This window comes from Paenibacillus baimaensis (assembly GCF_025567575.1).
This window is the reverse complement of sequence record NZ_JAOQIO010000124.1, coordinates 124,426-143,801: the sequence shown is the minus strand read 5'-3', so window position 1 is coordinate 143,801 and position 19,376 is coordinate 124,426. Positions and strand designations below refer to the sequence as shown.

The window sequence follows — 19,376 nt, the reverse complement described above, 5'->3', positions numbered from 1 at the left end:
AGGATTATTTATGCTGAGTGGACATTCATTATAAAAAGCATGTGGCAATAAACGAGGAAGGTGCACACCAGCGGCGCTTATGGTACATTTAAAATGCAAACGATTACAAAGGATTCATTCATGCTTAATTATCGATGGAGGTTATTTGTATGCAGCTTACGCAAATTAGAAGCTTGGCCCAGAGCATCAGAGATAATGTCAATCGGGTGGTTGTCGGAAAAGAGGATGTCATTGATAAGCTGCTCATTGCCATCATAGCATCGGGGCATGTGCTGTTGGAGGATGTGCCGGGAACAGGCAAAACGCTGCTGGCCAAAGCGATGGCAAAGTCGGTTCGGGCCAGCTTTAAAAGAATACAATTTACTCCCGATTTACTGCCGTCGGATTTAAGCGGTATCCATTTTTTCAATCAAAAGCTGTCTGAATTCGAATTCCGGCCAGGGCCCCTGTTCACTCATGTGCTGCTGGCTGATGAAATTAATCGTGCGACACCACGAACCCAGTCCTCTCTGCTGGAGTGCATGGAGGAAAGACAAGTGAGCATAGATGGTGAAACAAGAACGCTTACGCGACCTTTTTTTGTTATCGCAACACAAAATCCGGTCGAAAATCAGGGAACCTTTCCGCTTCCAGAGGCCCAGCTTGACCGCTTCCTGTTCAAGATCAAGATGGGATATCCCAATGCTGCAGAAGGCATCCAAATCCTGAAACGCTTTAAAGAAGCCAATCCGCTCGTTGCCATCCTTGGTGTGGCCGATGCAGAAGAAATTGTCGCCGCGCAGGACAGCTATTCCCAAGTGAAGGTGAGTGATGATATACTGGCCTATCTGATAGCTATTGTGGAGAAGACCCGGACTCATAGTGAAGTTTCAACCGGAGTCAGTCCGCGCGGGAGCCAAGCTTTACTTAAAGCTGCGCAGGTGCAGGCGATACTGAAAGGTCGGGATTTCGTTACGCCTGATGATATTAAAGCGATGGCAGAGCCTGTGCTTGCTCATCGACTGATCGTGAAGGGATCGCTCCGTTCCCGCACCGAGGCGAGTGAAGCCATTGTTGCCGCTATTTTGCGGGATGTACCCGTGCCTACTGAAGATAGCCTGATTTCCGGATAGGATGTGGTTGTATGGGAATCCATTGGTTTATATTAACGGCTCTTATCATCGTTGTCACGCAGGGACTTGTGTTCCGCTACTGGGGTCAGAAGGGGCTCAAATACGAGCGTTTTTTTGGTACCCAGGCCTGCTTTGAGGGTGAAGAGGTTGAACTGGTGGAGCGAATTGCCAATCGGAATTGGGTGCCAGTACCCTGGCTCAGACTTGAATCGTTGATTCATGCGGGTTTGAAATTTCAAAACCAGAGTAATTTGGATATTAGTGACGGTACGATGTTTCAGAATCACAAAAGCCTGTTCAGCTTGATGCCCTTTACGCAGATTACGAGACGACATCGGATTGTATGTAAGAAGCGGGGCTGCTACCGTCTGAATACAGCATCTATGACATGTGGTGACTTGCTGGGTGTGTATCGGAATACGATTAAGCTTGCGCTGAATGTGGAGCTGCTCGTCTATCCGAAGCTGGCTGATCTGGATGTGCTCAGTCTGCCTTCACACAGCTGGCAGGGTGATATCAGTGTTCGCCGCTGGATTGTAGAGGACCCTTTTATGATTTCGGGTGCACGGGAGTATCGCTACGGTGATCCCTTAAAAGGTGTGAACTGGAAGGCTACAGCCCGCAGTGGGAGCCTGCAGGTGCATCAGTTGGACTATACCGCCGATCATCGTCTGATGATATTGCTGAATGTCGAGGATCATGCCAAAATGTGGAGTCAGGTCAACGATGAGGAGCTGTTCGAGCAGGGCATTTCCTACGCTGCGGCCATTGCTGCCCAGGCTATTGATCAGGGGATGGAAACAGGCTTCGGTACCAATGCGCATCTGATTGATTTACCAAGAGATCCCGTATATATTGAAGCAAGAAACGGGCCTGCGCAGATGACCTTTTTATTAGAAACAATGGCCAAGCTCGTTGCAGGACGACGAATCCCGTTTGATGATTTACTTCAGGAGGTTGCGGAGCAAGGAGCTACCAATTTGGACATTGTCGTCATTTCAGCTTATATGAGCGAGAAAATGATTCAGCCCATTGAACAGCTTCGCCGCAGCGGGAATGCTGTAGAGCTGCTGATGCTCAATAAGGAATCAGCACCTAAGGAAGAGGCAGGTGTCGTCTGATGAATACCCATACGCGATGGACTGGCATCGGACTGGCCGCTCTTAGAGGCAGTACAGAACTGCTCATGGTTATTCCTTTGCTGCTGGTGACAGGTGTGTACTTGTTTCCTGAGAATGTCAGCCTATGGCTGTGGCTGATTACACTGCCCGTTTGTTATGCTGTCGGGTTCGCAGTGAACCAGCTTCTGAATATCGGTAAAATGTTTGCGATGCTGGCGATGGTTATCTGTCTCGGAGCCATAGCAGCTTACATCGTGTCTGGATCTACCTATGCTATTTTTATTACGCTGCCCATCGCAGCTGTATGTATGTACCGCGGCGCGCGCATGGTTACCATTCCGTGGAGTATGATGTTTCCTGTTACGTTATATGCTGTTGGTCTGGTCATCTATTTTATATCATCCGTTGTGCTCCAGTTTGTACCATCGTTTGAGCCCTATTTGTCCATTGTGACAGGCTTTGGGTTATTGGCATTGGCGATCACTTTTCTGATGACCAATCAGACCATGATGAAGCAGGAAACGTTATCCGGCAGCAAAGAGCCCGTACTTGCTGCTGGGATACTGCTGCAAAATCGTGTTCTGATCGTGCTGGTTTTAGTCATCGTCGTCCTTATTGTGTTTATACGAAAGCTGCAAGCCGCTCTGCTATGGCTAAGAGATCAAATAATTGCTTGGCTTCAGCAATTATTTAGTCAATCCAACGAGCCGCCTCCCGTCAATAATGAGGTGGCACCGCCGCCTTCTATGAATCTTGGAGAAACACCTCCTCCTGCCGCCTGGCTGCAATGGCTCGAAAAGGCTCTGATGATCATCGTGGGGGCAGCGCTTATTGTTGGGGTGCTCGTCCTGCTATATGTAGCAGCCAAAAAACTTCCTCCGTTGATCAAGCGACTTGTTCAATGGCTGATGCTCCGATTGGGTCAAAGGGGAATGCAACAGCAAGATACCGGATATGAGGATGACGTCGAAAGTCTGATGGATTGGAAAAGCTTGAACAACAGCCTAACCGGCAATATCAAGCAGTGGCTCCAAGGACAGTTTCATCCTAAAGGGAAGTGGGCAGCGATGGATAATCGCGAGCGTGCCCGATATTTGTACCGTGAATGGCTTCTCAAGCATACTAAGGAAGGCTACAAGCTTCAGAAGCATTTGACTCCGGAGGAAATCAGTCACGATATTCAGCGCTGGGGAAAGAGGCAATCCTCAACCTCATCCGGTCCGATTGTAGTCGTATACGAACAAGCGCGCTACAGTGACAAAGCTCTTCAGGACGCTGATATTGAAGCAATGAAAAAGATTGTTGAAACCAAATGACCTTATGCCAAGTAAGACTCATATAGATAGAAACAAGTATCGAATAATTCGTTAAGGGGAGTGTAGCTACAATGAAAACCGTCACTGTACAGGATTTGTTAAACCGTTTTTCTATGGAAGTACTAGCCGGCCATGGTCAGCTGCAGCGTATGATTTCCAAGCCCAAGACTCATCGACCGGGTCTCGAGTTTGTTGGCTATTTTGACTTTTTCTCTCATGCACACGTTCAGGTGTTAGGTAGGAAAGAAATCAATTATTTGCACACGCTAAGTGAAGAAGAACGGAACTTAAGGATTGGAAATGTGGTTAAATATCATCCACCGTGCTTCGTGGTCACACGTAATCAGGAAGGGTTGAAATATTTAAAAAAATACTGCGAGGAAGAGGGCATACCGTTACTTCGTACCCCTGAGCCGACCTATAAATTTGTGGATCTGATGGATACGTATTTGGCCAAGGCCTTGGCAGCCGAGATCGCGATTCATGGCGTTTGCGTCAACGTGTCTGGAATCGGTATTCTGCTCCGCGGCAAGTCAGGAGTCGGCAAAAGCGAGACGGCCCATACTCTAATCCATCGTGGGCATCGGCTAGTAGCAGATGATATCGTGGTATTGCGCAAGATCAGCTCCGAGACGATTGTAGGCACACATAATGGCAAAACCAAGGAATTCCTGGCGCTGCGCAGTGTTGGTCTTGTGAATGTTTCCCGTCTGTATGGGCGCAGAGCCTTTCAGGATGAAACCCGGATCGTGCTGGATATCGAGCTGACCAAATGGGAGGATCATCGGCTTAATAATGAGCTAGAGCTTGAACAGAAATTTACCGAGTATATGGACGTACGCATTCCCCATATCGAAATCCAGCTGCAGCCGGGGCGTGATGTGGCTGGGCTCATTGAAGCTGCAGCGAACAACTGGTATTTGCGTCAGCAGGGTTACAGTGCTGTAGAGGATTTTATGAAACGCTTAGAGCATGAATAAGGGTAGTAACTGAACAAAACATTTACACAACGGCAATAAAGGAATTGGTCGAATATTCATAGAATATGTAAGAAGGAGTGGTACCTACAAAGACAAACCATTGAGGTAGAGGTAGAGGTAGATAACTATGGAAATGAATGAGCAGCTGTTAAAAGAAGCGGGCCAGGTTATTACAAAGCAATCAGGTGAGGTTATTTTCCGTTCCGGTGATGCTGGTGAGGACATGTACGTAGTGCTTAAGGGATCAGTCAACATTTTTCTTGAGCAAAATGGCAGCAGCATCCCGGTAGCAAGGCTTCGACAAGGCGACTTTTTTGGCGAAATGTCTTTACTCGAAGGTATGCCGCGCAGTGGTACTGCGATCGTGGATCAAGCCAGCGAGCTTGTCATGCTTAGTGAGGATTCGTTCCGCAAGCTGATGAAGGAAGACATCGTTCTGGCTTGGCGCGTCATGAAGGGCTTATCCAGCCGGATTCGCAGTACGAACAATGAGCTGGCTAAGCAGATCGGGAACGATTTGCAAGAGGTGTCCAAGTTGCTGCACGAGAACGCGCAGGGCTTGTCGGGCAGCATTGTGCATATCGCAGCTTCTGCCGGGGAGATCGATACGAACGAAAGACAGCTTGCCCAACAGATCAAAGAGGTTCAGGTTATTTCCAAAGATATCGGAGTCATGTTGGAGTTCATACGCAATGTTGCAACGCAGACGCATATTCTCGGTTTAAATGCAGCGATTGAAGCGGCTAGAAGTGGTGAACATGGTCGAGGTTTTGGCGTGATTGCCGAGGAGATTCGCAAGCTGTCTGCCCAGTCCAAGGAAAATGCCGAGAAAATCGCCGATTTAACGGAACAGATCGTCCTCAATATGGATAAAATCACAAGCTCATCCGAAAATAGTGCACAGCGAATCAATGAACAAGCTGATGCTACGAATCAAATGGTTGCCTCTGTCGATACAATGGCCGGATTAGCCGTGCGGCTTTCCGCTATCGCCAGTACACTAACATAGCTCTTCCTACAGTAATGTGTTACGATTAAATGAATCACAAACAAAGAAGGATGATACTCTTGGTTGAAATATTGGAAGCAAGTATGGTTTATAGCAAAGAAGATGGACATGTAGGCAAGGTTGCTTTTGCAGTCGAGAATCACAAGCAGCCCTATGAAATCATGCTTTTTAGCAAAAAAGGCAAAGAGTGGAGCTATAGCTTGAACTTCCTGAACGAGCCTGGTGGCGAGGAAGATATTGAAGCGGTAGAGGAATTATTGGAAGATGATGATATTTACGATCAATTAATCGAAGCAGCGAAAAGCAAGCTGCAAAAAGAAGCATAAAACTGAAGTCCATAGTGTCACAAGTCCAGTCCGCAAACACTGCGGGCTTTTTGGGTTGGACTCTCCAAGCACTAATCTTGGAATTATATAAAGCTACGAAAAGCTTGTGCTGGAGCATTGACAATTAACTTGAGATGTGTGATATTATAAACTAATTAACGTTAGGTAGGATGATGACGTAAGAAGGAGAGGTTGAGATATGAACCGTTATTGGATTTATGTGGTGCTTTCAGGCATATTGGAAATCGTATGGGTAACGGGCCTTAAGCATTCAGAAACGGCTTTGGAATGGACAGCTACTGCGGTAGCTATCGTGATAAGTTTTCTGGTTATTATTTTGGCAGCAAGACGTTTGCCAGTTGGTACGGTTTATGCTGTATTTGCCGGTATTGGCACCAGTGGTACTGTATTGGTAGAGATGCTTATATTTGGTGAACCATTCAACGTAGCCAAGATTATGCTTATTGCAGTACTGTTAGCCGGAGTTATTGGCTTGAAGATCGTCACCACAGAAGAAACCGGAACTGAAGCAGAGAGGGGGAGCCAGTAATGCCTTGGTTAGCACTAGTTGCAGCAGGATGTCTTGAAGTGCTTGGAGTTATCAATCTTAAACGTTTGGCCATGAAGAAGTGGGATGCGGCCTTATATCTGATCATTACCTTTGGTATTGGCTTTGTGCTCTTATCTTATGCAATGAAAACTATTCCTATGGGAACTGCTTACGGGGTTTGGACTGGAATTGGCACGATTGGTGCCGCGTTAGTAGGGATGTTTATGTACGGAGAACCGAAGGAATGGCGGCGACTCTTGTTCATTGCGATGATTCTGTGTTCGGCTGTAGGGTTAAAATTAATCGGATAATCATAGATGGCCAAGCAGTTGACATGAAACCTTAAGGTGTCATATAATGATACGAAACCAAATAGTTTCGTATTCTTTTAAACATTGACATGGAGGTTATTGAAATGGAAGACAAACTTCAATCATTACCGGATATCGTTCAAAAAATGGTTTTTAATGCGCCTATTCAAAAAGTATGGAGTGCTGTAGCGACCTCAGAAGGCATTGCTGCATGGTTCATGCCCAATGATTTTCAGCCAGTTGCTGGACACGAATTTCTGGTGAATGCGGGGCCATTCGGGATGTCACCTTGTAAAGTGACTGAGGTTGAACCACCTCATAGTCTTGCTTTTCAATGGGGGAAAGACTGGACTATCAGGTTTGAACTGTTGGAGCTCGACGATAAAACAGAATTTACTCTGACGCATTCCGGCTGGGATGCTGAGAAAGTTACAGAGTTCGGGTTATCTCACACGATGATTCGAGACAATATGGCCCAAGGCTGGGTTGGGCTTGCCAAATCACTGGCCACCTATGTCGAAGCCTGATCATGCGATCGTTTCACCGAAGCATGATGTGTTTCAAGCGATAGCAGATCCTACCCGGCGCAGTTTGCTGCAATTGCTTGTCGACCAGGAGCTGTCTGTGACAGTCATAAGTGGACATTTTCCAATCAGCCGAACAGCGGTGTCAAAACATCTGCGAATTTTGGCAGAAGCAGGGCTTGTCCGGGAAAGAAAGGTTGGACGAGAGACAAGGTATCAGCTTGTTTCGGAGCCTTTAGTTGAATTAAAGAGCTGGCTGTCCTTCTATGAACGGCATTGGGAAAATAAATTGGCAATACTCAAGCACTACGTTGAGTCGGATAATCAGGATCAGGTTGATAATAGTCCATCTATTCGTCCTAAGCAAGAATATTGAACACTGACACCAAGCCCGCAAGCTTTGCTGGGTTGGTGTTTTTTTGTTTTGAGTCATCGCTCTTATAGGCATTCAATGAAATTCAATGAAAACGATTGCATGTACTTCTCATAACGGGAATTGTGTTGTAATATGGAGTCAATAATGATTGAACCTACTAAACAACGCAGACCTTTGAACGGAGGAGTCTTAATGAGAGTTCATGATATCGAAATTACTCACGACATGCAGCCTCAATATTTACAAATGGTAGCCCAGAAAGCGAGCACGTACCGTTCGGATATCACGATCAAGTTTGAGCGGGAAAACATAAATTTAGATGCAAAAAGCATTCTGGGAATGCTGCTGATCCCCATGCGTACAGGTACCCGAATTACGATTCAAACCAAAGGAAGGGATGAGCAGGAGGCCATTGATGCAATGAGCAGCTTGCTGGAGAATAATACTCCTTAGGTTCCACCTGAGGAAGCCCAAGCCAAACCAAGACCGCTGAAAAGTTCTTTTGCTATGAGAAAGGCACTGTCACTCACGACCAATGAGAAGACTGTGCCTTTTTTCTTTATGGTGAAAGCATTACAGGAGAGCAGATATGTTCATTGATTACCGTCCCGGAGGCGTCTGAACGCGCAAAAACGGGCTTGCGCCCGTTTATTGAGTAAGTCTCTTCATACGTTTGTTTAAATGATTTAAATATCGCTAAAAACTCCTGAATTTAAGCCAGCAGTAACACCAGTAGCTATAATGATGACAGCAATCACTGCGTAGATAACGAAAACAATAGCGGCTAGCAGTAGATAAGCTTTAAAAAAGCTTTGTTTGTTAGGATTCGCGTTACCGCCAAATGCCCATACAAACCACATCACAATGTTGACAATAGGAATAGCTGAAATAATTAGTGCAATAATCCATTCTTTGACGGGTACTACCGGTGCCTGGGGTCCATACGAATCCTGATAACCATTCGCAGGTTTGTTTAAAGGAATTTCTTGATTCATTTCATCCACCTCTTATATATGTAGTGTAAAAAATTACCTTATTACACTGTATCCCTTTAAACATAAATCGTCAATAGGTGACAAGCCATGAAAGATTTATATGAATTTTCAGATATATTAGTCCTACTATGTAAATAATTGGGTACAAAATAGAAGAAAATAAAACAGAAGAGCTCCAACGCAGCTTACTTGCAGCCAAAGGTTTGCCATAATGAATAAAAGAGCTCTTCTGGAGTGTATCAATAGGTCATGCAGCCTACTACGGTCAAACATAAAAACAAGGTGTTCTAAAACAATGAAAGCCCTACCTCTCTTTCATCCTTGCGGCTCCTAGACCGCGCCAGTGTGAATCAGTTAACACAGTTACAAATTCTTAGGGTTGTTGGAATTTGAATGATTTTTATGAGTAGAGAAACAATAAGTGAACCGAGGAAAAGCTAGATGGGGGTGCATTCATTGATACAATGATAAACTATACCATCTATCAGTTCAAATTGCAAGTTAATTTTGAAAATTCTACAAACATGCTAAAAGCAAGGGTGAGATAGGCATTTCACTTACTTGTTCTACGCCATCGGCTCTACATAGTACAAAAGCAATTTTAATAAGCTCATTGTTGCCATTGAAAATAGGCTTAAAGAACGCACGCAGTTTGATGCTATCTGCAGCATAGGAGCTTCCTGTTTGAAAAGTAACCTGCTTTTCCTGACGGTATTCCAGTACCTTGGAAATGCATCGTTTGACCTTCAAGCAATCTGTTTGCTCAATAAAGGTAAGCAAGGAGATTCCACCAAATCCTTGAGCGGGCTCGATAAAAGGCAATGGCTCATAATGGTTAGTTATTTCGGTGATGTCCAGATCCTCAGTCAATAGACCGGAGGCAACGACAGGCTTGTTGCGAATTTGGCTGGTAAGCCATTTTTTCTCGGAAATCTCTTTGACGACATGGAAGTATAGGTCCTTTTGCTCCCATCGAATTTTACTACTGTGAATTTCGACAGTCAGCTTATCTCCGTTATCTCCGCACAGGGTTTCTTCCGCGTACAAATACCCTTTTTGATTCAGGCGTAATTGTTTTTGTGGCATTTTTTTTAAAGATTCCGGCGCGAAAATATCGTTAAGCTCCATGCTCAATATTCGGGATTTTGGAATACCAAGAAGCTTGGTGAATGCATTATTGACCTCAATAAATTTGGATGTACCCTTTTCTTCAAAAGTATAAAACATGCCCTCAGTGGCATTGGCGAATTGCTCGTTAAGTGAACGCATTCTAAGTTAGCCTCCTATGTAAGTCAAGGTAATTGTGAAGTAGCGCAGCATTATCGTTTTTGCAGATCATTTTCCTGTATAATTAACCTATTCTTTCTCATATGAATCACTTTTTATACTATTCGTTGAATTCTTTGAGTTTAAGGGCAATAAGAAAAAAGAGGTGGGATATGGAAGAGGAACGGTTTGATATTTATGATAATAAGATGAATTGGATCGGAACAGCGTCTCGACAAGAAGTACATAGGGAGGGTCTATGGCATCAGACATTTCAATGCTGGATATTAACAGATTCAGAGGACGGTCCAGCACTGTTGTTCCAAAGACGGCATCCTGACAAGGATACGTATCCGGGGATGCTGGATATTTCTTGTGCCGGTCATCTCCAGGCAGGTGAACGTGTGGAAGACGGAAATCGGGAGCTGGAGGAGGAGCTAGGTCTGGGTGTACCGTTCGATCAACTGATATCGTGTGGTATATATCGTAGTGATAAATGTATTAAACCTGAATTAATAGATAGGGAGTTTTGTCATGTGTATGGGCTTCGAACGAATCAGGCACTGACTACGTATAGACTTCAGGGGGATGAAGTGACGGGATTGTATCGGGTATTCATTCATGATGTGCTGCGGCTTGTCCACGGAATAATCAGTCAGGATACCATTGAAGCTGTTGGTGTTGAGCCTGATGAATCAGGAGCTCTGCGAGTTGTCAGCCGCAGCTTTACATGTGACGAATTTGTTCCGCATCCTGCGGATTATTACGAAATGGTGCTAAAGGGTTTTGGGCTACAGCGATAGGCAGACTAACGTCTGCTTCGCTGCACATATTCGATAAGCATGTCTTTGGTAATGTAAGTCCGTGTTGGTGAGATGCCGTGCTTGGCATGCTCATTAATAGCGACAGCGTATCGATTGATCTCGTCAACAGTGAACGCTTCACCTGCTGCGTATTGGGCGACTGCTTGATCAATGGCTTGTTCACGCTTAAGGTCCAGCACTTGGAAAACCTCCAGGTGCGCGTGCATTTTTTGGGTATGGGAAGTAATGGCTTCGTGAACACTCATGATGGGCAGCTCCTTAATCCTTGTCGGACATGATATTATTGTGCTAGCTATCATACCATGATTTGAACCTCTCGAACAATCCTGGAGTTTAGGATTGCGAAAGCTTGCGTGTGATTTCCCTGATCTGCTGCGAATCAGGTATCCAGTACCACAATGGCATCCCGACTAAAGGATCGCGTTCCATACCTGGATGCCCCGGAACCCGAATATGACTGATTTGATCCCGTTCGATCTCTTTAAACAACCAGGCTAGGCTGATGAGGTCGCTGTCTGTAAAGTTGGTTTCAACGACTTCATCTTTTACTTTGGCTAGCAGACCGGGAAGCTCGGACAGATGCTCTGGCTGCAGCATTTTATGAACAACGGCTTTGATCAATAGAGTTTGATCCACCTGTCGTCCAAAGTCACCATCCTCAAGAGAGTACCGTTCCCTAACAAATGACAGAGCCTGCTTGCCGTCCAGATGTTGGGTGCCTGCTCGCAGCAGAATGCGAGAGTCCGAAATCAGCATATTGTGTGGTACATCCACATCAACACCGCCAACTGAATCGATCAAATGCTCAAACCCTGTGAAATTGGTCTTCGCATAATAATGAATAGGGAGCTGCAGCAAATCACTTACGGCTTGAATGACGGCTTCAGTTCCGCCCTTACTGCCGCCATGGGCTTGACCGAGGATGTGGGAATGGTTAATTTTGGTGTTGCCTATTCCCGCTATATGGACTTGCGTATCACGTGGTACTGAAATGATGACGGCTTTATGTGCTGAAGGTATGACATGAACCAGGAGAATGACATCACTGCGTGAGTTCTCGTTGCCTAATGCATCCACTCCAATTAACAGAGCATTGAAAGATTTCAGGTCGGGATCCGAAGTTGGGGACGAGGAGGTTGGAGCTGAAGTATCCATATAGGTATTTACTAATTGCTGTGCATAGTTCTGGTGTTTAAGCTGGAAGGTGTAGCTAGAGCCATCGTTCGGATGATGATTTGCAGTATAAGAGGTTGGCACAGCAAGTAAGGGAAAAGCTTTTGCAGTAAAATGCTTATCCGGATGCAAAGTCCATATCATCCAGTAGATGAGCCCGAGTCCTAATACAATGAATACGAGTAAACCTCTCAGCCTATTGAACATAAATCGAACCTTCCTTCATTTATTTACTTTATTCGTCATGATACATAATGTATCATAAAATGCATTTTATTGCTATGAATTCATACATTTTGGTCTGATTTATTTAAATATTTTTCATAATGATCCAAATTGGATCGAATGATTCAGTTATTTTCAAAAAAACGTTGTTTGCACAGAGTTAATTGTAGAACGATACGTAGCATTTCTGGTATGATATTAGAAGGAATGGATATGAATAGAGAGAATGGAGGAAATACCATGTCAGTGGCACGTATTCAACATAAGGTTATTTTTAATTTAAAGGTTGAGGCTGGGTCGGAACAGGCGGATCAATTTTTATCAAAAAGCAAAGCAATTCTTGAAGTTATTCCAGGTGTATACGATTTTCAAGTGCTACGTCAGGTGAGCAGCAAGAACGATTACGATTATGGATTTTCAATGGAGTTTGAGGATCAAGCAGCCTACGATGCCTACAATACCCATCCGGCTCACGTGGATTATGTGGAACATATTTGGAAAAATGAAGTAGTCCGTTTTCTGGAGATTGACTTCACCGTCGTATAATCAAGGAATAGTTTCAAAATGTTAGTACATATGAAGAGGAGTGAATACAATGATGGATAGAACTTTAACGGAATCCCATACAGGCAGCTTTGGACACATCATGCAGATTTTTGCGGTATCCCTGCTGGTCTCATTTGTTGGGACACTTGCAGGTGCTATGCTGATTCCACCTTCACTTATCGGCTTGTTCGTTGTGATTGAGCTGGTCATGCTCGTATCCGTGTTCATCATGCGTTTCCGCGGAAAAATGATCGGTTATCCGTTTCTGTATATTTTTACTGCAGTTACAGGGGTTACGCTGTATCCGATCATTGCGAATTATGGTGGCATCCTTGGGGCCAATCTGGTATCTGCCGCATTCCTGGCAACAGCGGGTATATTCGGAGGGCTTGCCTTGTATGCTTATCGCTCGCAAAGGGATTTCAGCTTTCTGGGTGGATTTTTGTTTGCCGCTACGATCGGTTTAATTGTAATGAGCCTGTTCTCGCTGTTTATACCGATGGGCTCGACTATGAATTTGGTATGGTCCGTGCTGGGAATTGTTATTTTCAGCGGCTGGGTATTGTACGATGTGTCCCAGTATAAAGGTGGAGTAAGCCCTGAGGCTGTGCCAATGGCTGCTTTGAATATTTACTTGAATTTTATTAATTTGTTTATATACATTTTGCGTTTTCTAGCTGCGATTGTTGGATTTAGCAGAAATTAAATTGCAAACCCCTGACTGTTGTTGGGAAACGAAGGAGCCTTGTTTGAGCAGGGCTCTTTTTTGTTGAGTATAATGTCATAGATGCTTTCAAATCCATGGTTGATACGCGGAAAAGAAGAGTGATATAGTGGGTATGTAATCGTTATCATACTTTCTTTTGATAGAATGGAGGTAACCCAATGACCGCTTATCACACTGTCATGATGAAACCGCAGGATAAGGTCGCGGTAGCGCTTACGGAAATTCCGGCTGGTGCTCAGTTGAATGTTGTCTGTCAAGGAATTGAGGTTCAGGTAGAGCTGGCGGAGGCGATTGAGTTCGGGCATAAATTTGCTGTCGTACCGATTGCGGCTGGTGAAGATATCATTAAATATGGCAAGGTTATTGGAGTTGCAGTCAGAGGTATTATCCGCAAAGGTGAGCATGTGCACGTTCATAATCTGGAAGGTAAAAGAGGGAGAGGGGATTTGCAGCATGACAGCTAATGTACAGACACGGACGTTTTGGGGATACCGTAGACCAGATGGCAGTGTAGGGGCGCGTAACCACGTGCTGATTCTGCCAACAATAGTATGTGCTACCCAAACGGCTCAGCGGGTGACAGAGCTTGTGAATGGAACGGTTACTTTTATACATCAGCATGGCTGTGCTCAGGTAGGAACGGATTATGATCAAACGTTCCGCACCTATGTAGGCACAGCCGCAAACCCCAACGTATACGGGGTGATTGTGCTTGGTCTTGGCTGTGAAACGCATCAGGCACGAAGTGTAGCGTCCGAGCTGCAAAAGACTGGAAAGCCAGTAGAGGTCCGTCTCGATCCAGGATCATGGGGGTACGCTGTACACAATAGCCGAGGTAGCCAAAATTGCCGCAAGAATGGTACAGGAGGCTTCGCGCCAGCGGTGGGTGGAATGTGACTTCGCGAGCTGATCGTAGGTACGGAGTGCGGGGGATCAGACGCCTGTTCGGGGCTGTCAGCCAATCCAGCAGTAGGCTTTTGCAGTGATAAAATCGTTGATCATGGGGGGACCGCGATTCTGGCGTAAACTACGGAGCTGATCGGGGCTGAGCATTTGCTTGCAGCGCGAGCGGTTAATGATCACGTAGCGAAGCGTGTGTATCAGGTCATTGAAGCGATGGAGAAACGGGCCTTCTCCATGAATATCGATATTCGTACCGGCAACCCAAGTCCGGGTAATATTAAAAGCGGACTTAGCTCATTGGAGGAAAAATCATTGGGTGCGTCGAACAAGTCCGGTTCGAGGCCTCTGCAGGAATTGATTGATTATGCCGAAAAACCGACCAAAAAGGGTCTCGTATGGATGGATACACCCGGCCATGATATTGAACAGCTGTCGGGGATGGCAGCAGGCGGTTCACAGATCGTATTGTTCACAACAGGCAGGGGCACACCAACTGGCTCTCCAATCGTCCCAGTAATCAAGATAGCGACCAATAGTGCCATATTTGAGAAAATGAACGATAATATTGATATGAATGCAGGTACGATTATTGATGGAACGGAAACGATTGAACAGGTAGGAGATCGGATTTTCGAGGAGATTATCGAGGTGTGCTCGGGAAAACTGACAAAGTCAGAAATCTTGAAGCAGAACGATTTTGGGATTTGGCGAATAGGTCCGACGTTCTAAATATTGAAGTAAACGTTTGCGTTACACGGCTGAGGTGTTGTTACGATCGATCCGCTTTCAAGAAAACCTCAGCATTCCGCTGAGGTCAGCTCAATTTTAGAAGAGAGATTGATAGAGAAGGAGAGAAACTCATGTTGCGTTCACTTGAAACGATCCAAGCCTACAAACAAGATGAGAGCATGTCCTTAAATGAGCATCCATGGCTGCAATATATCGTCTCGGCGGAAGAACGAATGGTCAATCTCGAACGGGTCCAATCGCTTCAGGATTTGGTTAACGCGAATCCGGTTCTGGATTATGTGGAGAAGTCGCTGGAAGCGCTCGACCGACTGCAGATGTCCTTTTGGATTCAAGAAGTTGTAGAAGAGGTGCTCATCTGGTCTGAGGTGGCCAAGGGCGGGACGGTACGACAGCGAGTGCTGTGGCAGAAGCAGGGCGTACATTTGATGGCTCATAATATCGGTTCCAGTGAAATTTACGAGTGGCATTCGAGTCCGTTGCATAGCGAGGCGAGGAGGCACGTTATCCGCACGCTGATCCAGACTCACGGGTTAATTGGCCAGTATTTGCGCGGGGAGGTTCCATTCGCGGTTCAGCGCCCATTAATGGAGCTTATTCAGAATGGATTGCTCGCGGCTAGTGAGCTAAAGGAACTATTATTAGTGTTAAATCAATGCATTCTTGAGGCAGTTTCGACGGAGCTGTGGGTAGAGATAGCGCAGCAGATTGCTGAGGTCATTGAGCTTATCATAGATCAGGAGGAAGATTGTGGGTTTTCGCTCCACAACAGGCTGAAGCGGCTGCGGGCCAGCTCGATTTCCAGAGGTGAGAATTTTGAGCAAGAATTTGCCAAGCTGTCAGTGCAGCCAGCGGTTATTGAGGCTTTTCAAGCGCTGGACAGCAAGACGCTGTGGTTCGTAGAGGCGGCTCTTCATGAGTTCTCTTTTGAGGAATTTACCAAGCTGTTTCTCATCATTCTTAGCTCGGATTCGACGCAGCAGGCGGACCATATCAGCTTCGAACGTATGATGAATGATATGTATTATGATTATCGGGGTCAAAAGAAAATCAATGTCTACAAGAAACGAATCATAGAAAAATATTTGCGCGAATGCTCCTTTGAAGACATTGCTTCGGCACGTTTTCCGAAGAGCGGGCATTTATCTCCACAGTTAAAGCAGGCAGGTCCACAATCGGATACAGTCTATTTTCATATGGAGTTCTCCGCGGCGGCGGATAAGCTGATCCAGTTTTGTATAGAGGCCGAAAAATCACCTTTGTATGAGAAAGCGGTACTCATGCTGTTTGACCTGTTTGAGCTGCGTCGTGATGCCTATGACAGGTTTCATAATGAAGAGGAATATTTATCGATGATGAATCAAACCGCTGATTACAAAAAGGTTATTCTCGATTTTATTGTGGGTAATCAAGTTGTCGACATTGGCCCTGGGGGCGGAGTCATGCTGGATCTGATCGAGGATATGTTTCCCGATAAACAGGTAATAGGCATCGATATTTCGCAAAATGTGATTGAGGCGCTTGAGCGAAAGCGGCAGCTGGAAAATCGCCAGTGGATGGTACTGCAGGGTGACGCACTCAATTTGAAGGAATATGTGAAACCCGGTTCCATTGACACTGTCATTTTTTCTTCGATTTTGCATGAGTTGTTTTCGTATGTGGAATATGAGGGTAAAACCTATAATCATGCTACAGTTGCGGCAGCGCTGCGCAGTGCCTTCGATGTAATCCCCATCGGCGGGAGAATCATTATCCGTGATGGCATTATGAGCGAGCCGACCGAACAGCAGCGGATCATCACGTTTTTGGATGGGGAAGGCATGCAATGGCTGGAGAGGTATGCCAAGGATTTTGCCGGAAGAGAGATTCAATTCGTGCGACTGGGTACTCATGAGGTGCAGATGCCGATTAACGATGCGATGGAGTTTTTGTATACATATACGTGGGGTGAAGAGGCTTATGTACATGAGGTACAGGAGCAATTCGGATATTTTACACCCTCAGCTTACGAAAGCTTCATTCATACGGTGCTCGGCCCGCAGGCCCGGATCGTGGTCAGCAGACACCTGCTTCAGGACGGTTATACGGAGGCGCTAAGTCCGAGAATCCGGATATTCAATGAGCAGCGCGAGCCTGTGAGCTTGCCGGACAGCACATGTCTGATCGTTATACAAAAGCAAATGTAGTAGGAGGTTTCCATGCATATTCAAAAGGGACAAAAGGTAGATATCAATCAGGACAATCATTTATCCAGTGTGATGATTGGTTTGGGTTGGGAGCATTCCAATTCGGCTATGGACATAGATGGGGCTGCGTTTTTGCTATCTGCCGCTGGAGTTTGTGAGCAGGATGACAACCTTATTTTTTATGGGAATCCGAGCAGTAAGGATGGAGCAATTACCCATACACAATCAAGTCAAGGGGATAAGGAGCAAATTTCGATAGCCTTTAACCGATTACCTCAAGATATTCAGAAGATTGCCATTACGCTGACGATCTATGAGGGTGAAAAGCTTAGCCAGCATTTTAGCCAGGTTTCGCGAATCTACATTCGGTTTCAGGACCCGTTAAATCATAAGGAGCTGTTCAGGTTCGAATTCGGCAGTGAGCTCAAGCTGGAAACAGCGATAGTTGTAGGAGAACTTTATTTGCATAAGGGTAAATGGAAGTTTAATGCTATCGGGAGTGGGTTTAATGGTGGCTTATCGGCGTTATGCAGCAATTATGGAATCAAGGTGATTGAGGAAGCAGACAATGAGCCGCAGCAGGCAGACACATCAGCCAAGCCTGTTGGTGAAGCACCAATAGTTCCAACAAAGCCTACTGTCGAGATTCCTGTTAGTCCCACAAAACCTGTCCCGGAGACAATTGTTACTCCCAAGCCTTCCGCAGCCCCAACTGCCAAGCCTTTTTTACTCGGAAAAATAGAGCTGAAGAAACAAGAGTCCGTTTCGATCGCGAAGACCTCCAAGGTTACAGCCCAGCTGAAGTGGGATAATCCGAAAAAGGATCTGGACTTGTACTGCTTTTATGTAACGAAAAAGGGCGAAGCGAATAAAATATATTACCGCCGGTTGGGCAGCTCCTCCAAGTCACCGTATATCGAGCTTGATAAGGATTCACGAACAGGAGGGATGGAAACCGTCACCATTCACAACACGTCGGATCTGAGGTATGTACTTTTTGCGGCTTACAGCGCACTGTCCAATGGAATTGGCAGCTTTAAATCCATGAAGGCTCGTGCTGTGGTGGATAATCATGCCGGACAAACAGTGACTGCTCCTCTATTGCAAAACAACAGATTTGCCTACTGGGTCGCCATTGCGCAAATTGATTTCAGCGATCAGGATGAGATGAGGATTAGCCATGTTGAAACGTACTCCAAGAGCGGCTCGGAGAATTCGCCGTTGCTCTACCCGGACGGGACTTTTAAAATGAATGTGGGTCCGATTGAATTTAAATAGCAAATGTTGCTTTGTCACCCGGAGTTGTGTAAGCTTTCTTAAGAACTTATTATGGTTAGGCTGAAATAGCTCTCCTACTAGGCTTAAGGAAGGAAGATTAACTTTGTCAACGAATCAGATGGAACAGTTCAAATTATTAAAAAATGAGATCACGCGATTTATGATGGCTTACAAATTTGCGTTGGATGCGTTCGATACGAAGCTGGAAATTTTAAAAGAGGAATTTCAATTTTTGCATGACTATAATCCCATTGAGCATACGAAATCCAGATTGAAATCTCCTGAAAGCATTATGAGAAAAATGTACAAAAAGGGCTTTGGCATTTCATTGCCCAGTATCAAAGACAATATTCGGGATATTGCAGGTATGCGGATAACCTGCTCATTCATTAACGATATATATCGAATCAGCGATATGCTGCAAAGTCAGAGTGATCTTACACTGCTTGAGGTGAAGGATTATATTCGCAATCCCAAGCCCAATGGCTATCGCAGCTTGCATTTGCTGATTGAAATCCCAGTATACATGTCTGATCGGCAGGAGCAAGTATGTGTCGAGGTGCAAATTCGGACGATTGCGATGGATTTCTGGGCGAGTCTGGAGCACAAGATTTTTTATAAATACAATCAGGCCGTTCCGACACGGCTTCTTCAGGAATTGAAGACGGCTGCAGATTCTGCAACTGCGCTGGATTTGCAAATGGAGCGGCTGCATAAGGAAATTACCGAAATCAAAGAGGATCAGGATCAAGGCTCTGAAGGGGAACTGAATCAGATTCGTGTCAGCAACCAGCAATTTCAGCTCCCGGAGGCACTGCTTCGTTTAATGGGCGGAGGTTAAAGAAAAATCTGGTTGACAAATGTTTTTAATATGTCATAAT

General features: G+C 45.3%; 22 protein-coding genes and 1 pseudogene. 19 read left to right on the top strand and 4 right to left on the bottom strand.

Annotated features, from left to right (window positions below; translation table 11 throughout):
* Positions 1–149: 149 nt before the first annotated feature.
* From OB236_RS37040 to OB236_RS36990, 11 genes are all read left to right on the top strand, one after another.
* Positions 150–1,112, top strand: coding sequence for an AAA family ATPase (locus OB236_RS37040; RefSeq protein WP_262688516.1), 963 nt, complete (start codon positions 150–152; stop codon positions 1,110–1,112).
* An 11-nt stretch (positions 1,113–1,123) separates the two neighbouring features.
* Positions 1,124–2,233 (top strand): DUF58 domain-containing protein, encoded by a 1,110-nt coding sequence (locus tag OB236_RS37035; protein WP_262688515.1) that lies wholly within the window; start codon positions 1,124–1,126, stop codon positions 2,231–2,233.
* Positions 2,233–3,549, top strand: a complete 1,317-nt coding sequence (locus tag OB236_RS37030; protein ID WP_262688514.1) for a hypothetical protein — start codon at positions 2,233–2,235, stop codon at positions 3,547–3,549. Before OB236_RS37035 ends, OB236_RS37030 begins: the two co-directional genes overlap by 1 nt.
* A gap of 71 nt (positions 3,550–3,620) precedes the next feature.
* The gene (hprK, locus tag OB236_RS37025; RefSeq protein WP_262688513.1) at positions 3,621–4,529 is read left to right on the top strand and encodes an HPr(Ser) kinase/phosphatase; all 909 of its coding nucleotides are present in this window, start codon (positions 3,621–3,623) and stop codon (positions 4,527–4,529) included.
* Between the two features lie 127 nt (positions 4,530–4,656).
* Entirely contained in the window at positions 4,657–5,538 is an 882-nt protein-coding gene (locus tag OB236_RS37020) for a methyl-accepting chemotaxis protein (RefSeq protein WP_262688512.1), read from the top strand.
* 59 nt (positions 5,539–5,597) lie between these two features.
* On the top strand, positions 5,598–5,864 hold the full coding sequence (locus OB236_RS37015) for a hypothetical protein (protein ID WP_372237340.1): 267 nt from the start codon (positions 5,598–5,600) through the stop codon (positions 5,862–5,864).
* A gap of 199 nt (positions 5,865–6,063) precedes the next feature.
* Positions 6,064–6,414, top strand: coding sequence for a DMT family transporter (locus tag OB236_RS37010; protein ID WP_262688511.1), 351 nt, complete (start codon positions 6,064–6,066; stop codon positions 6,412–6,414).
* Positions 6,414–6,725, top strand: coding sequence for a DMT family transporter (locus OB236_RS37005; protein ID WP_076228722.1), 312 nt, complete (start codon positions 6,414–6,416; stop codon positions 6,723–6,725). The genes OB236_RS37010 and OB236_RS37005 overlap by 1 nt, the downstream gene beginning before the upstream one ends.
* Positions 6,726–6,829: 104 nt before the next feature.
* On the top strand, positions 6,830–7,252 hold the full coding sequence (locus OB236_RS37000; protein WP_262688510.1) for an SRPBCC family protein: 423 nt from the start codon (positions 6,830–6,832) through the stop codon (positions 7,250–7,252).
* Entirely contained in the window at positions 7,239–7,625 is a 387-nt protein-coding gene (locus OB236_RS36995) for an ArsR/SmtB family transcription factor (protein WP_262688810.1), read from the top strand. The genes OB236_RS37000 and OB236_RS36995 overlap by 14 nt, the downstream gene beginning before the upstream one ends.
* 192 nt (positions 7,626–7,817) lie before the next feature.
* Positions 7,818–8,078 (top strand): HPr family phosphocarrier protein, encoded by a 261-nt coding sequence (locus OB236_RS36990; RefSeq protein ID WP_076228725.1) that lies wholly within the window; start codon positions 7,818–7,820, stop codon positions 8,076–8,078.
* Positions 8,079–8,311: 233 nt separating this feature from the next.
* Here OB236_RS36990 and OB236_RS36985 read toward each other — a convergent pair whose 3' ends face one another.
* Together OB236_RS36985 and OB236_RS36980 are read right to left on the bottom strand one after the other, a co-directional pair.
* Positions 8,312–8,620: a hypothetical protein gene (locus OB236_RS36985; RefSeq protein WP_076228726.1), complete on the bottom strand. Its 309-nt coding sequence runs from the start codon at positions 8,618–8,620 to the stop codon at positions 8,312–8,314.
* Between the two features lie 516 nt (positions 8,621–9,136).
* A complete protein-coding gene (locus tag OB236_RS36980; RefSeq protein ID WP_262688509.1) occupies positions 9,137–9,889 on the bottom strand; it encodes a PAS domain S-box protein in 753 nt (250 codons plus the stop codon).
* Between the two features lie 170 nt (positions 9,890–10,059).
* Between OB236_RS36980 and OB236_RS36975 the strand changes: the two genes are divergently transcribed.
* Positions 10,060–10,689, top strand: a complete 630-nt coding sequence (locus tag OB236_RS36975; RefSeq protein ID WP_262688508.1) for an NUDIX hydrolase — start codon at positions 10,060–10,062, stop codon at positions 10,687–10,689.
* Positions 10,690–10,694: 5 nt separating this feature from the next.
* Here the strand turns inward: OB236_RS36975 and OB236_RS36970 are convergent, their stop codons facing one another.
* Positions 10,695–10,955, bottom strand: coding sequence for a YpbS family protein (locus OB236_RS36970; RefSeq protein WP_262688507.1), 261 nt, complete (start codon positions 10,953–10,955; stop codon positions 10,695–10,697).
* Between the two features lie 88 nt (positions 10,956–11,043).
* Complete coding sequence (locus OB236_RS36965) at positions 11,044–12,090, bottom strand: LCP family protein (protein ID WP_262688506.1); 1,047 nt, start codon at positions 12,088–12,090, stop codon at positions 11,044–11,046.
* Between the two features lie 258 nt (positions 12,091–12,348).
* Here OB236_RS36965 and OB236_RS36960 point away from each other — a divergent pair, with 258 nt between their 5' ends.
* The 7 genes and pseudogenes from OB236_RS36960 to OB236_RS36930 all read left to right on the top strand — a co-directional run bounded on the left by OB236_RS36960 (position 12,349) and on the right by OB236_RS36930 (position 19,336).
* Positions 12,349–12,654, top strand: a complete 306-nt coding sequence (locus tag OB236_RS36960; protein WP_262688505.1) for a Dabb family protein — start codon at positions 12,349–12,351, stop codon at positions 12,652–12,654.
* 49 nt (positions 12,655–12,703) lie between these two features.
* A complete protein-coding gene (locus tag OB236_RS36955; RefSeq protein ID WP_262688504.1) occupies positions 12,704–13,360 on the top strand; it encodes a Bax inhibitor-1/YccA family protein in 657 nt (218 codons plus the stop codon).
* 179 nt (positions 13,361–13,539) lie between these two features.
* Entirely contained in the window at positions 13,540–13,845 is a 306-nt protein-coding gene (locus tag OB236_RS36950) for a UxaA family hydrolase (protein WP_262688503.1), read from the top strand.
* Positions 13,835–15,013: pseudogene (locus tag OB236_RS36945) on the top strand (UxaA family hydrolase). Before OB236_RS36950 ends, OB236_RS36945 begins: the two are co-directional and overlap by 11 nt.
* 131 nt (positions 15,014–15,144) lie before the next feature.
* The gene (locus tag OB236_RS36940; RefSeq protein WP_262688502.1) at positions 15,145–17,217 is read left to right on the top strand and encodes a class I SAM-dependent methyltransferase; all 2,073 of its coding nucleotides are present in this window, start codon (positions 15,145–15,147) and stop codon (positions 17,215–17,217) included.
* 12 nt (positions 17,218–17,229) lie between these two features.
* Entirely contained in the window at positions 17,230–18,495 is a 1,266-nt protein-coding gene (locus OB236_RS36935) for a TerD family protein (protein WP_262688501.1), read from the top strand.
* A 103-nt stretch (positions 18,496–18,598) separates the two neighbouring features.
* Positions 18,599–19,336, top strand: coding sequence for a GTP pyrophosphokinase (locus OB236_RS36930; RefSeq protein ID WP_076228736.1), 738 nt, complete (start codon positions 18,599–18,601; stop codon positions 19,334–19,336).
* Positions 19,337–19,376: the final 40 nt, after the last annotated feature.

Excerpts from the sequence above, each read along its gene's own strand:
- OB236_RS37040 (WP_262688516.1), top strand. The coding sequence starts at position 150 with ATGCAGCTTACGCAAATTAGAAGCTTGGCCCAGAGCATCAGAGATAAT.
- OB236_RS37035 (WP_262688515.1), top strand. The coding sequence starts at position 1,124 with ATGGGAATCCATTGGTTTATATTAACGGCTCTTATCATCGTTGTCACG.
- OB236_RS37030 (WP_262688514.1), top strand. The coding sequence starts at position 2,233 with ATGAATACCCATACGCGATGGACTGGCATCGGACTGGCCGCTCTTAGA.
- hprK (WP_262688513.1), top strand. The coding sequence starts at position 3,621 with ATGAAAACCGTCACTGTACAGGATTTGTTAAACCGTTTTTCTATGGAA.
- OB236_RS37020 (WP_262688512.1), top strand. The coding sequence starts at position 4,657 with ATGGAAATGAATGAGCAGCTGTTAAAAGAAGCGGGCCAGGTTATTACA.
- OB236_RS37010 (WP_262688511.1), top strand. The coding sequence starts at position 6,064 with ATGAACCGTTATTGGATTTATGTGGTGCTTTCAGGCATATTGGAAATC.
- OB236_RS37005 (WP_076228722.1), top strand. The coding sequence starts at position 6,414 with ATGCCTTGGTTAGCACTAGTTGCAGCAGGATGTCTTGAAGTGCTTGGA.
- OB236_RS37000 (WP_262688510.1), top strand. The coding sequence starts at position 6,830 with ATGGAAGACAAACTTCAATCATTACCGGATATCGTTCAAAAAATGGTT.
- OB236_RS36995 (WP_262688810.1), top strand. The coding sequence starts at position 7,239 with ATGTCGAAGCCTGATCATGCGATCGTTTCACCGAAGCATGATGTGTTT.
- OB236_RS36990 (WP_076228725.1), top strand. The coding sequence starts at position 7,818 with ATGAGAGTTCATGATATCGAAATTACTCACGACATGCAGCCTCAATAT.
- OB236_RS36985 (WP_076228726.1), bottom strand. The coding sequence starts at position 8,620 with ATGAATCAAGAAATTCCTTTAAACAAACCTGCGAATGGTTATCAGGAT.
- OB236_RS36980 (WP_262688509.1), bottom strand. The coding sequence starts at position 9,889 with ATGCGTTCACTTAACGAGCAATTCGCCAATGCCACTGAGGGCATGTTT.
- OB236_RS36975 (WP_262688508.1), top strand. The coding sequence starts at position 10,060 with ATGGAAGAGGAACGGTTTGATATTTATGATAATAAGATGAATTGGATC.
- OB236_RS36970 (WP_262688507.1), bottom strand. The coding sequence starts at position 10,955 with ATGAGTGTTCACGAAGCCATTACTTCCCATACCCAAAAAATGCACGCG.
- OB236_RS36965 (WP_262688506.1), bottom strand. The coding sequence starts at position 12,090 with ATGTTCAATAGGCTGAGAGGTTTACTCGTATTCATTGTATTAGGACTC.
- OB236_RS36960 (WP_262688505.1), top strand. The coding sequence starts at position 12,349 with ATGTCAGTGGCACGTATTCAACATAAGGTTATTTTTAATTTAAAGGTT.
- OB236_RS36955 (WP_262688504.1), top strand. The coding sequence starts at position 12,704 with ATGATGGATAGAACTTTAACGGAATCCCATACAGGCAGCTTTGGACAC.
- OB236_RS36950 (WP_262688503.1), top strand. The coding sequence starts at position 13,540 with ATGACCGCTTATCACACTGTCATGATGAAACCGCAGGATAAGGTCGCG.
- OB236_RS36940 (WP_262688502.1), top strand. The coding sequence starts at position 15,145 with ATGTTGCGTTCACTTGAAACGATCCAAGCCTACAAACAAGATGAGAGC.
- OB236_RS36935 (WP_262688501.1), top strand. The coding sequence starts at position 17,230 with ATGCATATTCAAAAGGGACAAAAGGTAGATATCAATCAGGACAATCAT.